Annotated in this window: 17 protein-coding genes; 4 read left to right on the forward strand and 13 right to left on the reverse strand. The window is 54.3% G+C overall.

Annotated features, from left to right (window positions below):
• Positions 1-25: 25 nt before the first annotated feature.
• The 3 genes from DDT56_RS04730 to DDT56_RS04740 form a co-directional block, all read right to left on the reverse strand.
• Positions 26-325, reverse strand: coding sequence for an AtuA-related protein (locus DDT56_RS04730; RefSeq protein ID WP_136165344.1), 300 nt, complete (start codon positions 323-325; stop codon positions 26-28).
• Complete coding sequence (locus DDT56_RS04735) at positions 325-1,665, reverse strand: acyclic terpene utilization AtuA family protein (RefSeq protein WP_136165345.1); 1,341 nt, start codon at positions 1,663-1,665, stop codon at positions 325-327. Before DDT56_RS04735 ends, DDT56_RS04730 begins: the two co-directional genes overlap by 1 nt.
• Positions 1,666-1,733: 68 nt before the next feature.
• A complete protein-coding gene (locus DDT56_RS04740; RefSeq protein ID WP_136165346.1) occupies positions 1,734-3,056 on the reverse strand; it encodes a CitMHS family transporter in 1,323 nt (440 codons plus the stop codon).
• Positions 3,057-3,533: 477 nt separating this feature from the next.
• Between DDT56_RS04740 and DDT56_RS04745 the strand changes: the two genes are divergently transcribed.
• On the forward strand, positions 3,534-4,433 hold the full coding sequence (locus tag DDT56_RS04745; protein ID WP_136165347.1) for a LysR family transcriptional regulator: 900 nt from the start codon (positions 3,534-3,536) through the stop codon (positions 4,431-4,433).
• A 38-nt stretch (positions 4,434-4,471) separates the two neighbouring features.
• On the opposite strand, the gene DDT56_RS04750 is transcribed toward DDT56_RS04745, so the two are convergent.
• Genes DDT56_RS04750 through DDT56_RS04765 form a run of 4 tightly spaced genes read right to left on the reverse strand, consistent with a single transcriptional unit; the run spans position 4,472 to position 6,840 of the window.
• The gene (locus DDT56_RS04750; RefSeq protein WP_136165348.1) at positions 4,472-4,660 is read right to left on the reverse strand and encodes a YpfN family protein; all 189 of its coding nucleotides are present in this window, start codon (positions 4,658-4,660) and stop codon (positions 4,472-4,474) included.
• A 2-nt stretch (positions 4,661-4,662) separates the two neighbouring features.
• On the reverse strand, positions 4,663-5,337 hold the full coding sequence (locus DDT56_RS04755; protein ID WP_136165349.1) for a M15 family metallopeptidase: 675 nt from the start codon (positions 5,335-5,337) through the stop codon (positions 4,663-4,665).
• Positions 5,334-6,461, reverse strand: a complete 1,128-nt coding sequence (gene dapE / locus DDT56_RS04760) for a succinyl-diaminopimelate desuccinylase (protein WP_136165350.1) — start codon at positions 6,459-6,461, stop codon at positions 5,334-5,336. The genes DDT56_RS04755 and dapE overlap by 4 nt, the downstream gene beginning before the upstream one ends.
• Position 6,462: 1 nt before the next feature.
• Positions 6,463-6,840, reverse strand: a complete 378-nt coding sequence (locus DDT56_RS04765) for an ArsC family reductase (RefSeq protein WP_136165351.1) — start codon at positions 6,838-6,840, stop codon at positions 6,463-6,465.
• Positions 6,841-7,074: 234 nt separating this feature from the next.
• Here DDT56_RS04765 and ypfM point away from each other — a divergent pair, with 234 nt between their 5' ends.
• On the forward strand, positions 7,075-7,134 hold the full coding sequence (ypfM, locus tag DDT56_RS25155; protein ID WP_137739240.1) for a protein YpfM: 60 nt from the start codon (positions 7,075-7,077) through the stop codon (positions 7,132-7,134).
• Positions 7,135-7,301: 167 nt separating this feature from the next.
• On the opposite strand, the gene DDT56_RS04770 is transcribed toward ypfM, so the two are convergent.
• Positions 7,302-8,000, reverse strand: coding sequence for an aspartate/glutamate racemase family protein (locus DDT56_RS04770; protein ID WP_136165352.1), 699 nt, complete (start codon positions 7,998-8,000; stop codon positions 7,302-7,304).
• A gap of 226 nt (positions 8,001-8,226) precedes the next feature.
• Between DDT56_RS04770 and cspE the strand changes: the two genes are divergently transcribed.
• The gene (cspE, locus tag DDT56_RS04775) at positions 8,227-8,436 is read left to right on the forward strand and encodes a transcription antiterminator/RNA stability regulator CspE (protein WP_009113827.1); all 210 of its coding nucleotides are present in this window, start codon (positions 8,227-8,229) and stop codon (positions 8,434-8,436) included.
• Between the two features lie 55 nt (positions 8,437-8,491).
• Here the strand turns inward: cspE and crcB are convergent, their stop codons facing one another.
• Positions 8,492-8,875, reverse strand: a complete 384-nt coding sequence (gene crcB / locus DDT56_RS04780; RefSeq protein ID WP_136165353.1) for a fluoride efflux transporter CrcB — start codon at positions 8,873-8,875, stop codon at positions 8,492-8,494.
• 229 nt (positions 8,876-9,104) lie between these two features.
• Between crcB and tatE the strand changes: the two genes are divergently transcribed.
• On the forward strand, positions 9,105-9,314 hold the full coding sequence (tatE, locus tag DDT56_RS04785) for a twin-arginine translocase subunit TatE (RefSeq protein ID WP_136165354.1): 210 nt from the start codon (positions 9,105-9,107) through the stop codon (positions 9,312-9,314).
• A gap of 86 nt (positions 9,315-9,400) precedes the next feature.
• Here the strand turns inward: tatE and lipA are convergent, their stop codons facing one another.
• From lipA to dacA, 4 genes are all read right to left on the reverse strand, one after another.
• Positions 9,401-10,366 (reverse strand): lipoyl synthase, encoded by a 966-nt coding sequence (gene lipA, locus DDT56_RS04790; RefSeq protein ID WP_009113825.1) that lies wholly within the window; start codon positions 10,364-10,366, stop codon positions 9,401-9,403.
• 258 nt (positions 10,367-10,624) lie between these two features.
• The gene (gene lipB, locus DDT56_RS04795) at positions 10,625-11,305 is read right to left on the reverse strand and encodes a lipoyl(octanoyl) transferase LipB (protein WP_136165355.1); all 681 of its coding nucleotides are present in this window, start codon (positions 11,303-11,305) and stop codon (positions 10,625-10,627) included.
• Positions 11,306-11,332: 27 nt separating this feature from the next.
• Positions 11,333-11,596 carry a DUF493 family protein YbeD gene (ybeD, locus tag DDT56_RS04800; protein ID WP_136165356.1) on the reverse strand — a complete coding sequence of 88 codons (264 nt, stop codon included), beginning with the start codon at positions 11,594-11,596 and terminating at the stop codon, positions 11,333-11,335.
• A gap of 70 nt (positions 11,597-11,666) precedes the next feature.
• Positions 11,667-12,878 carry a D-alanyl-D-alanine carboxypeptidase DacA gene (dacA, locus tag DDT56_RS04805; RefSeq protein ID WP_136165357.1) on the reverse strand — a complete coding sequence of 404 codons (1,212 nt, stop codon included), beginning with the start codon at positions 12,876-12,878 and terminating at the stop codon, positions 11,667-11,669.
• Between the last annotated feature and the right edge of the window lie 22 nt (positions 12,879-12,900).

Genomic DNA, 12,900 nt, shown 5'->3' on the forward strand with positions numbered 1-12,900 from the left:
GCCGGGAAGCTGGTAGGCGTGACGATTAAATATCCATATCCAATATTGCCGAGCTTAATCCTTTACCGTGCATATCCAGCGCCAGCGAACGGGTAACGCCGCCGCCCAACGCGCCGTACATCACAAAATTCAGCGCGCCGATAGCCGGTAATTCATAGCGCACCACCTCGCCGGTGACGATATCGGCAAACCAGGCTTTGACTTTTTCCGCGGTGATGGTTTCTTTCAGCAAGGAATAATCTTCCGCACGATAGGCAATCAGGGAAATATTGGAGGTATTTCCTTTATCCCCGGTGCGGGAATGAGCAATCTCACGAAGTTTCATTATTTAATCTCCAGATAGGCGACGGCGGGCGTGACGCTGTCGCGGGGCAGCAGGGTGGAATCCATCGCCAGAATTTCTTTGACGGCTTTGTTGACGCCGCCGCCGCCGGCGGGACCGTTGGTGTAGAGCGTTTCCACTTCATTACCGATCTTGACCGCCTGCGATCTGGCGCTGCAACGCGCCGCGACGCGCACGCGCACTTCATAGGGCTGGCTCTGCTGCGAGCGCTGCGGGCCGTGCAGGGAATCGACGCCGATCAGGTCGTAGCGGACTTCCTGCGGGGTTAGCTGACACAGGGCGAAACGTTGTTTAACGATCTCCAGCGCCAGGCGTGCGCGGGCAACCGCGCCGGGGCCGGCGTAGGAGATTTCGCCTTCGCCGATAAAACCGTCCTGATAACCGACGGAGACTTTCAGGGTGTCGGTTTTTGCGCTTCCGGACGCCCCGGCGACGCGTACGCGGTCTTCGCCTTCCTGGGTGAAGGTCACGCGGCTGAAGTCGGCGATTACGTCGGGGGTGATGTAGCGGTCCGGGCGGTGGATTTCATACAGCAGCTGTTCTTTACAGGTATCGACGCTGACGCGTCCGCCGGATCCGTCGACCTTGGTGATCACAGCGTTGCCGTCCTCAGTGACTTCGGCGAGAGGAAAACCGAGGCGCGCCAGGTGCGGAACGTCCTTGAAGCCGGGATCGGCGTAATAGCCGCCGGTGATCTGGCCTGCGCACTCCAGCAGGTGGCCGATGCAGGTGCCTTTGCCCAATCGTTCCCAGTCGTCCGCCGCCCAGTTGAATTCATACATCATGGCGGAGAGAAACAGGGAGGGGTCGGAAACGCGTCCGGCGATGATGATATCCGCCCCCTGACGCAGCGCTTCAACCAGCGCGTCCGCCCCCAGGTATGCGTTGGCGGAAATAATATCCTTGCCGCAGGAGGAGATGGGCTTGCCGATTTCGTCCAGACGGGCATCGTGGGTAATCAGCGTCGCATGCGCGTCGTCGCCGGTGACGACGGCGATTTTCAGGCGTTTCGCCCCCAGCGCTTTGGCGATCTCCAGCACGCGCTGTCCCGCCGCAACCGGGTTGGCCGACCCCATGTTGGTGATGATTTTAATGCCTTTCTCCAGGCAGATGGGCAATACGGCGTGCATTCTTTCCGCCAGCAGCTCGTTATAGCCTTTCTCGGGATCCTGCTGTTTCTGTTTTTGGCCGATGGCGATAGTGCGCTCCGCCAGACATTCAAAAACCAGATAGTGAATATCGCCTTTTTGCGCCAGCTCTACCGCCGGTTCGATACGATCGCCGGCGTAGCCGGCCCCGGAGCCAATACGAATTGTCTTCATGGAAATACCTTTTAGTAATCAAGCGAGTTGGTGACCGCCGCTTTTTTCGTCCTGCGGCGGCGAGGTTTCTAAAGCGGAAAGACCCCGAAGATGACGCAGGCGAACGTCATAATGACGCTGGCGGCCCACAGTACCGGGATCGAGAATTTCTGGTGGTCGGCGAGATCCACGCCCGCCAGGCTGACCAGCAGAAACGTCGCCGGCGTCAGCGGGCTGACCGGGAAGCCGGTGGTCATTTGTCCGAGAACGGAGGCCTGAGCGACCTGAATCGGCGGTACGCCCAGCATGTCCACGGTATGGGCGATAACCGGCATAATGCCGAAGTAGTAAGAGTCGGGATCGAACACCAGGCTGAGCGGCATGGAGATCAGGCCGACGATAAACGGGATGTGGCTGGCGAACGACTCGGGCACCACGCTGACGGCGGACAACGACATGGCCTTCAGCATGCCGGTGCCGCTCATGATGCCGGTAAACGCCCCGGCGGCGAACAGTATGCTGGCCATCATCAGCGCCGCCTTGGCGTGGGCGTTGATGCGCTCTTTCTGCATTTCGACGTTCGGATAGTTGAACATCAGCGCCAGCGTCAGGGCGATCATAAAGGCTACGGTCGGGGAGATTTTGGTAAACACCATGGTGCCGATGACGGCAACCACCAGCGCAATATTGACCCAGAACATATGCGGACGACGCAGCGCTTTTTCGGCATCGGTGAGTTCTTTCATATGCTGTACGTCGCCGAGATGATGCGCGCCGCCGGCCAGCGGGTTGCCGGACGCCAGCCCCAGCCGTTTTTCCTCTTTTTTGCCCCAGTAATAGCCCATCAGCACCATAAAGGTCAGACCGCAGAGCTGCGCCGGGATCAGGGGAATAAAGAGATCGTGGGTGGTGGTGTTTAACGCCGCGGCGGCACGGATCATCGGCCCGGTCCACGGCAGGAAGTTGACGCCGGCGCTGAGCGCGGTAATGCCCACCAGAATCCGTTTATCCATACCGAGTTTGTTAAACAGCGGCAGCATGGCCGGTATGGTGATCAGGAATGTCACCGCGCCGTTGCCGTCCAGGTGGGCGATAAGCGCCAGGACGCCGGTGCCGATAATAATTTTGACCGGACTGGTGCCGACAAGGCGTAAAATTCCCCGGATGATGGGATCAAACATGCCGGCGTCGGTAACCACGCCGAAAAAGGCGATGGCGAAGACGAACATCGCCGCCATCGGCGCCAGTTTGGTTATTCCGTCGACCACGTATTTGGCGGTATCGGTACCGCTTCCCGCCGCCAGCGCGCCGATGACCGGAATAACAATTAATGCCACCAGAGGAGACATTCGCTTCGTCATGATGAAAAATAACAGGGTGGCAATAGTCAGCACCCCGATTAGGGCTAGCATAAAGAACTCCTCTCTCTATTTATTATATGTTGCGTATATGTTTTATTTGTTGTGAAATAAAAATCTCAATCAAATGTTATTGCATACGCCAGGTACATAACGCGAAGTGTTTTGTTTTTTTTGTCTGCGTCATTTTTATCACGCCGTCGAATGCAGTACTAACTGATAATCGGAATGGTGTTATTCATAAAGACGATTAATTTATTTTATTTGCCGATTGAATAACTGCCATAGGTTTGATTATTTATTTTTAATATTATGTTTTTAAATGTTATTTTTGTTTTTCTGGTGCGGCAGTGTCGCTTTGGTTTGTGATGCGGATCGGGATTGAATTGTGCGTTGGTAAAATAGAAGGGAAAAGAGAAGATAAATAATTGCGGAGCGGATCATAAAAATAAAAAAATGGTGTTGTTTTACGTTGAGTTTGCCCTTTTTTTACATAACACTCTTTTTTTAATTTTGCATTCAAGGCTGCTTATGAATTTGTCCATAAAACAACTACGGGCATTTATCGCGTTGACGGAAACCGATAATTTCACGCGCGCCGCGCAGAAAATAAATCTTTCCCAGCCGGCGTTTAGCGCGTTAATTGCCAGCCTGGAGGAAGAGGTCGGCTATCGGCTATTCGATCGTGATACGCGTAAGGTGCAATTGAACGCCGGCGGCATTCATTTTATCGATATCGCTCGCCGGCTGATTCAGACCCATGACGACGCCGTGGGGGAAATTAAATCCTATGCTACGGGTTATAAAGGGAAAATTGTGCTGGCGGTGTTGCCGTCAATGGCGGTGGAGTGGCTGCCGCAGGTGCTGGCGCAGTACCATCACGCCTATCCCGACATCAAGGTGGAATTGCTCGATACCCAGTGGGATCGCTGTTTAAAAGCGGTATTGGACGGGCGAGCCGATTTCGCGCTAAGCGCAGGACAGCCGTCGCCGGGAACCTTCAGTTCCAAGATGTTGTTTGCGGATAATTTCTATCTGATTTGCCATCGGGATCATCCGTTGGCCGGGCAGGCGGCCGTGGAAGTGGCGGAAGTGGCGCAACATGCGTTTGTCGGCTTTTGTCAGGGCACCAGCATTCGGCAATATACCGATCAACTGATGGAGCCGCATGGGTTTAACTACGTGCTGGAAGTGCGTCAGCTAACCACGATGATGGGGCTGGTGGCGGCGAATTACGGCGTCAGCATCGTGACCGGTTTGACGCTGTTTCAGTTTCAGCACAAAGACATCGCCATCGTGCCTTTCAGAGATTTGTCGTTGCAGCGGGGGATTTATCTGATCACCGATAAAGAGCGGCAGCTTTCCGTTTGCGCCAAAGAATTCTACGATTTTCTTCAGAAACGGGCGGAAAGCTTTGTGCCTAAAGCCTGAATGGACGCGCGCCGTCCAAGCCGGGCACGGAGCCGTTTTCACGGTTTTTTCTGCGGCCAGTCGTCTTCCTCATCCCATTTATCGTTGTTATCCCGATGCGGGGGAAGTTTCGGCTTGTGGAGCAGAAAGCGTTTGTGGTCGACATTACGCAGTTCTTTAATGCCGTTTAACAACATTCCGAACAGGACAATCAGGATTATCCACCAGTAGTCAGCCAGCCATGCCATGATTAGGCTCCATCAACGTTGTGTATAAAACGGGTAAACAACTGCGGCAGATGTTCGCATAGCCAGTGGTAACCGGCGATCTCCTCACCTTGCCATGCCGATAGAATAATACCGGACGTAAGCTGCTTTTCCACATACTGTGCCAATGGATAATAGCTGATATGCCAGGGTTCCGCTGCGACGCCGCCGAGATCGTGCTCATAAGGGCGATAAAACCCGAATTCGTGCATATGCTCGCTTAGCCAGTCGTTCAGGTCGGCAAAGTAACCGCCCTGCTGGTATTCCCAGGGTTCCAACTGTAGCTTTTGTCCCGCCGGCAGCCGGTCCGGATCATAGATATCCAGATCGCTGCCCCAGTGATGGCGGCTGGCGCCCGGCATGGCCGACCACCTTAAAATCGCCTTGCAGCGATCGCCCTCATCCAGCGATAAGATATCCAGCGGCCGGCCCTGTTTGTCCATCACCGGGCGTTCTCCACTGAATTTGCCGTTCCAGATCAAACGCTGGCGGTTAAAGTCGCGGAAGGTGCTGGCGGGTTGAAGATTGAATCCGTCTTTTTCCGCCGCGCGCTGCAAAGCCTGAAACGCGATGACCGCTTCAGGCTGAAGACGATGATGGCCGCTGAGCGTGACCAGATGACTGTCGTTTTTTCCGGTTAGCATGGCATGAGTAATCATGCGATCAATTGCTCCATAACTCGCTGGTACATGCGGCTTAACAGCTGTAGGTCAGCCGCGCTGACGCACTCGTCCACTTTATGAATGGTGGCGTTGACCGGCCCGAGCTCCACCACCTGGGCGCCCATGCGGGCGATAAAGCGTCCGTCTGAGGTGCCGCCGTTGGTCAGCAGCGCCGGGGTGATTTCGTTGTAATGTTCGACGGCGTTCACCACGGCATCGACCAGTTCGCCCCGTGCGGTCAGGAACGGCTGTCCGGAGAGCCGCCAGTCAATGCTGTAGTTTAGCTGATGGCGGTCCAGTAGTTCCGCCACCCGCTGTTTAATCACTTCATCCGTCAACTCGGTGCTGAAACGGAAATTGAACTGTACGAACAGTTCGCCGGGAATAACGTTGTTACTGCCGGTGCCGGCCTGAATATTGGCGATTTGCAGGCTGGTCGGCGGGAAAAAGTCATTTCCCCGATCCCATTCCGTCGCCGCCAGCTCATTGAGCGCCGGCAGAGCCCGGTGTACCGGGTTGTCGGCAAGATGCGGGTAGGCGACGTGACCCTGAACGCCCTGTACGCGCAGGTCGGCAGTAATGGAGCCGCGGCGGCCGTTTTTCACCACGTCGCCGACGATAGCGGTGCTGGACGGTTCGCCCACCAGGCAATAATCCAGCCGCTCATTGCGCGCCATCAGCGCTTCAACCACTTTAACGGTGCCGTTAACGGCGCTGGCTTCCTCATCCGAGGTGATCAGGAAGGCCAGCCGGCCCTGATGATCGGGATGGGCGGCGACGAAGCGTTCGGCGGCAACCACCATCGCCGCCAGCGAGCCTTTCATATCGGCCGCGCCGCGACCGTAGAGCATGCCGTCGCGAATGGTGGGTTCGAAAGGCGGGTGTTGCCAGCGGCTTTCATCGCCGCTCGGCACCACGTCGGTATGCCCGGCAAAGGCCAGCGTTTTTCCGGCGCCGCGCCATGCCCAGACGTTTTGGGTATCGTCGAAATTCATCGGTTCGATGGTGAAGCCAATGGCTTTCAGGCGTTCGATCAGTAATTCCTGACAGCCTTCATCATTCGGGCTGAGGGAAGGGCGTTTAATCAACTGTTGGGCGAGTTCGATAACCGGGCAAGACACGTTATTTGTTCTCCGCAATAAATTCCTGATAGCTCTCCGCGCTGAAGCCGAGCAGCGCTTTTCCATCGCCTGTCGCCAGCAGCGGCCGCTTGATGACCGCGGGCTGTTCCAGCATCAGGGCGATGGCGGCGGCTTCTCCGTCGGCGGTGTCGCCGCTGATGGCGTTGCGCTGCTGTTCGCTCAGTTTACGCCAGGTGGTGCCGCGCGTGTTGATTAATGGCTGCCAGCCCAGCCGGTCGATAAAGCGCCGCAGCAGCGGTTCGTCGAGACCGTCGGCGCGATAGTCATGAAAGCGGTAATCGATCTGTTGTTCTTCCAGCCAGCGGCGCGCTTTTTTTATGGTATCGCAGTTCTTGATGCCGTACATAGTCAGCGTCATTGTGAGTAAAGTCCTTTCTGCTTATTGAGTTACGTGATGATCATTGAACGGCGCAGCGCGGGGGGATGAGCCTGACATCGTTGATGGACCAGCATGCCGAAAAAAAACGCCGAGATCCACCGTCAACGGAGAAACAGGAATGGGGACTTGCTCGCTTTATATACTTGCAAAAGTATTTCACCTGGTTAAAAAGTGTGCGTATAATGCGCCGCCGTTAATCATCAAGAGGTTCTTATGATAGAAGTAGAAGTCGGTCATTGGAAAGATTTTATCGAAGCAATGTTACGCAGATAATAATTAAAAGTTACATTTTGCATTGTATACCAGGAAGATCTGACGATAAAAGCAGTAGTCCAGCGGCTACTGCTTATTTTTTGCAAAAAAATGAGGAAACCTGAGTAAATAAAAGAGGCTATTATTTTTTGCAGATAACTACGTGATTTTTTTAGTTTAATTGACTGTTATTCCATCCCTAATGCATATCTCGCCGCCGCCAGCGCATGCAAGGTGCTGGTGTCGAAAAGGGGAACGCCGGCATCGTCGGCGCTCAGCAGCAGCGGTATCTCGGTACAGCCGAGAATAATTCCTTCCGCGCCCTGTCGCTCCAGTCCTTTAATGATTTCCCGGTATTTCTGACGCGATCCCGCATCAATTTTCCCCTGACACAGCTCGTCAAAAATAATGCGGTTTACCGTCTCTCTCCCGCTCCGATCGGGGATGATGACCTCTATGCCGTAGCGCCGGCGAATTCTCTTGCGGTAAAAATCCTGCTCCATGGTGTAGCGGGTTCCCAATAGGCCCACTTTTCTTATTCCCTGCCGATGGATGCTTTCACCGGCGGCATCGGCAATGTGTAAAAGGGGAAGTTGGCTGACATGCTCAACGGCATCCGCCACCTTGTGCATGGTGTTGGTGCAGATGACGATAGCTTCCGCCCCCGCGTTTCTTAAATCGACGGCGATATCCGATAACGTCCGCGCGGCCTGCTGCCAATCGCCCTGCGACTGGAATCGTTCTATGTCGTGGAAATCGACGCTGTACAATATGAGCCTGGCAGAATGCAGCCCGCCGAGCCGGTTTTTTACGTATTCATTGATGGTGCGGTAGTAGGGAACCGTTGATTCCCAGCTCATGCCCCCAATAAGGCCCAGTGTCTTCATCGCCGTTTTCCTTGCACGTTGATACCATAAAAAATGGTGGATCAGGGGTAACATACCAAACCAAGATATTAATCTTGTTAAATTTTGTCCGTGTGCTCGTTCGGCATATTTTTTTAGCGATTTTTATCACTTTTTACCCATCTTCAACTGGACAAACGAGCCATCTATTGCTGTACTGTACGCGACACAGATTTTGTGTCTTTCATTCATGTTAAAGGTAAGTTTGATGTCTAAGATTAAAGGTAGCGTTAAGTGGTTTAATGAGTCCAAAGGATTCGGTTTCATTACTCCTGAAGATGGTAGCAAAGATGTATTCGTACATTTCTCTGCCATTCAGAGCAATGGATTCAAAACTCTGGCTGAAGGTCAACGCGTAGAGTTTGAAATCACTAGCGGAGCGAAAGGTCCGTCTGCTGCTAACGTTATCGCTATTTAATTATACCGATTTCTTGAAAAACCCGCCTAATGGCGGGTTTTTTTTATTATGGCAATTAGGGCGTTGCCACCCAGGTGACCAGGGCGAAGCCCAACGCCGTCAGCAACAGCGATCCCACCAGGTTCAGCAGCACGTGCAGGCCGGCCGCCGCCAGATGGCCGCTTTGCAGAAACGTCACCACTTCCGCCGAAAATGTCGAGAAGGTGGTTAATCCGCCGCACAGTCCGGTGGTAATCAGGGTTTTCCAATGCTGATCGAGGTGGGGGTGGCGTGCAAAGTAGGCCAATGCAGCGCCGATGATCAATGCGCCAATCAGGTTGGCGAGCAGGGTGCCTAGCGGCATTGACGGACCGGCGCCGTTAAACCTTATCCCCAACTGCCAGCGCGCCACGCTTCCGATGCCGCCGCCAATAAATACCACCAATAACATACTCAACATAGGCGCCTTCTATCTGATGTTTATCAGGAGTCTACCCCTTCGCGTGGTTCTTTTACAGGTGTCGGCGGTGAAAGCCGGCATGCCGGTTATTTATCGCGGACAACGGACGCAGAGGGAAAGTTTTATTTTGTTACAGATGGCGATTGTGTTGCCGCCGATAAGGTTTTACATAGGGGGTAATGTAATCCGTTCGCTGGTTTATCCGGCATCTGCAATCAGGTAGGTAAGTATGGAAGGTATCAGTATCGCCAAGCTGTTGGTCATCGGTGCATTGATCGTTTTACTGTTCGGAACCAATAAATTGCGCAGCCTGGGGGGCGACTTGGGCGCCGCGATTAAAGGCTTCAAGAAAGCGATGAATGACGATCAATCGTCCAAACCGTCAGCTACTGACGACGCCGCCGCGGCGTTGAACGACACGCACCGTAAAGAGTCGTAATCCGCGGATGAAAAACGGACGGCGCTGGCCGTCCGTTGGTATTACCCACACTAAATCTGTAACCAAATATAAGCCCCTGGCGGCGCTTATTTCACCTCTATCCCTTTCGCCTGCAAATCCGCATGGTAGGAAGAGCGCACGAACGGGCCGCAGGCCGCATGGGTAAAGCCCATCGCCATGGCTTCGGCTTTCATCTCGTCAAACTCGTCCGGGCTGACATAGCGCTGTACCGGCAGGTGATGGCGGCTGGGTTGCAGGTATTGTCCCAGCGTCAGCATGGTGACGCCGTGGCGGCGCAGATCGCGCATGACTTCCACGATCTCGGCGTTGGTTTCGCCAAGGCCGACCATCAGTCCGGATTTTGTCGGGATATCCGGATGGGCGTTTTTGAAGTTTTCCAGCAGCTTCAGCGACCACTCATAGTTGGCGCCGGGGCGGACCTGACGATAAACGCGCGGTACGTTTTCCAGGTTATGGTTGAAAACATCCGGCGGCGTCGCCGTCAGGATATCCAATGCCCGATCCATACGGCCGCGGAAGTCCGGCACCAGGGTTTCGATGCGGATTTGCGGATTTTTGCGGCGAATGGCGCTGATGCAATCGGCGAAATGCTGGGCGCCGCCGTCGCGCAGGTCGTCGCGGTCGACCGAGGTAATCACCACGTAGCGCAGGCCCATATCATGGATGGTTTGCGCCAGCTTTTCCGGTTCATTGGCGTCCGGCGTCAGCGGTCGGCCGTGGGCGACGTCGCAAAACGGGCAGCGTCGGGTGCAAATCGCGCCCAGGATCATAAAGGTGGCGGTGCCGTGGTTAAAACATTCCGCCAGATTCGGGCAGGAGGCTTCTTCGCAAACCGAGTGCAGTCCGTTTTTACGCATCGCGGCCTTGATGCCTTGAATACGGCTGGAGTCAGCGGGCAGTTTGATTCTCATCCATTCTGGCTTGCGTAGCATTTCCTGCCGTTCAGCGACGACGGTACGCACCGGGATTAGCGCCATTTTATCGGCATCGCGGTATTTTACGCCGCGCTCGATCTGAATCGGTTTACTCATGTTCGCGTAAGTTCCAGTTCTGAATATGCTCGTCGTACTTCAAGTCGCAGATGCGTCGGCCTTTCCGCCGCTCGAATTACGTAGAGTATGGCTTTTGAATTTGTTAATGAAATTCAATGAATTAACTGTTTTGTTAAAATTTTTTTTAAAAAACTCTCAAAATTATATCATCTTTGCCGGCGCAGATTCAGCTATTGTGTCGGCAAAATGGAGAAATTATGTAAATAAAATGTGATTAGTGATCATTTTAGCCGACGATTACGGCAACGGCTCGCCATTCTCGGCCAGATCCCAGTTAATCACTTCGCAGTGCCGATAGTCCAATAATTGGCGGAATGATTCGACCAACACCGCAGCCGTATCCTCCAGCGTAACGCCTGGCGCACAGTCGCTTACCTGCGTCATCTGCATGCCGGCATAACCGCAGGGATTGATGCGCTGGAAAGGGGAGAGATCCATGGCGATATTCAGCGCCAGCCCATGAAAGGAACAGCCTCTGCGGATACGCAGTCCCAGCGAGCAGATTTTACGCTCGCCGACATACACGCCCGGCGCGTCGGCGCGGGCGCGGGCCGCGATATCAAAATGGGCCAGCGTGTTCACCACCGTCTGTTCAATCGCGGTGACGAGCTGGCGCACGCCCAATTTGCGCCGTTTTAAATCCACCAGCACGTACATCACCTGCTGACCCGGACCGTGGTAGGTCACCTGGCCGCCTCTGTCGCTCTGTATCACCGGAATATCGCCGGGGGTTAAAACGTGTTCGGCCTTGCCGGCCTGACCCTGCGTGAACACCGGGGGATGCTGCACCAGCCAGATTTCATCCAACGTGTTATCGTCGCGCAGATCGGTGAATTGATGCATCGCCAGCGACATTGGCTGGTAAGGCTGTACGCTGAATTGACGTACTATGATCTTATCCTGTAGCAAGCGTGTCATCTTCAGGTTAAGGAAGGATGGCGCGGATTATAACACCATCCGCACGATTTCAATATTGCCCAGCTCTTCGTACAACGCTTCCACCTGCTCAATATGGGTGGCGTTAATGGTAATGGAAACGGAGTGGTAATTGCCTTTGCTGCTGGGTTTAACCTGCGGCGTGTAATCACCGGGCGCATGACGTTGCACCACTTCAACGACCAGATCGACCAACTCTGGTTTTGCCTGTCCCATCACCTTGTAAGTAAACGGGCAGGGGAATTCAAGCAGTTCGTTTAATTTGGTTTTCATCTGCACTCCAGCATCATTTGGGATGGTATAAATGGCTATATGGGGATGATTTATCCCCATACAAGAGGCATTAGCCGAACCAGCGGTGGAACATCAGTTTGATGTAGTCGACCAGGCGGCTGAAAATACCGCCTTCCTTGACTTCATTCATCACCACCAGCGGGCGCTGGTCGATGGTTTTGCCGTCCAGCTGGAAGTTGATGGAGCCCACCACCTGATTCTTGCCCAGCGGGGCGTGCAGTTCGCCGCTGGTCAGCACGTAGCTGGCTTTCAGATCTTTCATCCGGCCGCGCGGAATGGTCAGGTAAACGTCTTTTTCCACTCCCAGCGCCACGCGGTCGCTGTCGCCAAACCACACCGGCTCCGAGGCGAACTCTTTACCGGTTTTCAGCGGCGCCACGGTTTCAAAGAAGCGGAAGCCCCAGGTCAGCAGCTTTTTGCTTTCGGCTTCGCGTCCTTTAAACGTCCGTCCGCCCATCACCGTTGAAATCAGGCGCATCTGGCCTTCGGTCGCGGAGGCCACCAGGTTATAACCGGCGGCGGACGTATGGCCGGTTTTGATGCCGTCAACGTTCAGGCTGCTGTCCCACAGCAGACCGTTGCGGTTGGTCTGGCGGATATTGTTAAAGGTGAACTCTTTTTCTTTATAGGTGGCGTATTCTTCCGGAACGTCGCGGATTAAAGCCTGGCCGATCAGCGCCATGTCGCGCGCCGAACTGAACTGGCCCGGCGCATCCAGACCGTGTACGGTTTCGAAGTGGGTATTTTGCAGCCCCAGTGCTTTTACGTAGCCGTTCATCAGGTTAACGAACGAATCCTGACTGCCGGCGACATAGTCGGCCATGGCCACGCAGGCATCGTTACCGGATTGCAGAATAATGCCGCGGTTCAACTGGGAAACCGGAACGCGATCGCCCGGCTTGAGAAACATCAGTGAAGAACCCTGAAAAACCGGATTGCCGGTCGCCCAGGCGTCCTTGCTGATGGTGACGATATCGTTAGGGGTGATTTTTCCTGACTTTATCGCCTGGCCGATGACATAGCTGGTCATCATTTTGGTCAGGCTGGCCGGATCGCGGCGTGCATCGGCATTCATTTCCGCCAGCACTTTCCCGGAGTTGTAATCAATCAGGATGTAGGATTCTGCATCAATTTGCGGTACGCCGGGGATCATCGTTTTAAGATTGATGTCATCGGCATAGGCAAAGGAGGTCGCACTAAGGGCGAACAAAGCGCCAAGCACAGTACGTTTAGTAAAACGAGACGTGTTTACAGTATTCATGATTGGAACAACAACATCCGTG

The organism is Brenneria corticis, assembly GCF_003115855.1.
In the GTDB taxonomy this organism is placed as follows: domain Bacteria; phylum Pseudomonadota; class Gammaproteobacteria; order Enterobacterales; family Enterobacteriaceae; genus Brenneria; species Brenneria corticis.

Excerpts from the sequence above, each read along its gene's own strand:
- lipA (WP_009113825.1), bottom strand. The coding sequence starts at position 10,366 with ATGAGTAAACCGATTCAGATCGAGCGCGGCGTAAAATACCGCGATGCC.
- DDT56_RS04765 (WP_136165351.1), bottom strand. The coding sequence starts at position 6,840 with ATGACGCTGACTATGTACGGCATCAAGAACTGCGATACCATAAAAAAA.
- tatE (WP_136165354.1), top strand. The coding sequence starts at position 9,105 with ATGGAAGGTATCAGTATCGCCAAGCTGTTGGTCATCGGTGCATTGATC.
- cspE (WP_009113827.1), top strand. The coding sequence starts at position 8,227 with ATGTCTAAGATTAAAGGTAGCGTTAAGTGGTTTAATGAGTCCAAAGGA.
- dacA (WP_136165357.1), bottom strand. The coding sequence starts at position 12,878 with ATGAATACTGTAAACACGTCTCGTTTTACTAAACGTACTGTGCTTGGC.
- DDT56_RS04735 (WP_136165345.1), bottom strand. The coding sequence starts at position 1,665 with ATGAAGACAATTCGTATTGGCTCCGGGGCCGGCTACGCCGGCGATCGT.
- crcB (WP_136165353.1), bottom strand. The coding sequence starts at position 8,875 with ATGTTGAGTATGTTATTGGTGGTATTTATTGGCGGCGGCATCGGAAGC.
- DDT56_RS04770 (WP_136165352.1), bottom strand. The coding sequence starts at position 8,000 with ATGAAGACACTGGGCCTTATTGGGGGCATGAGCTGGGAATCAACGGTT.
- DDT56_RS04745 (WP_136165347.1), top strand. The coding sequence starts at position 3,534 with ATGAATTTGTCCATAAAACAACTACGGGCATTTATCGCGTTGACGGAA.
- DDT56_RS04730 (WP_136165344.1), bottom strand. The coding sequence starts at position 325 with ATGAAACTTCGTGAGATTGCTCATTCCCGCACCGGGGATAAAGGAAAT.
- DDT56_RS04755 (WP_136165349.1), bottom strand. The coding sequence starts at position 5,337 with ATGATTACTCATGCCATGCTAACCGGAAAAAACGACAGTCATCTGGTC.
- DDT56_RS04750 (WP_136165348.1), bottom strand. The coding sequence starts at position 4,660 with ATGGCATGGCTGGCTGACTACTGGTGGATAATCCTGATTGTCCTGTTC.
- DDT56_RS04740 (WP_136165346.1), bottom strand. The coding sequence starts at position 3,056 with ATGCTAGCCCTAATCGGGGTGCTGACTATTGCCACCCTGTTATTTTTC.
- ybeD (WP_136165356.1), bottom strand. The coding sequence starts at position 11,596 with ATGAAAACCAAATTAAACGAACTGCTTGAATTCCCCTGCCCGTTTACT.
- lipB (WP_136165355.1), bottom strand. The coding sequence starts at position 11,305 with ATGACACGCTTGCTACAGGATAAGATCATAGTACGTCAATTCAGCGTA.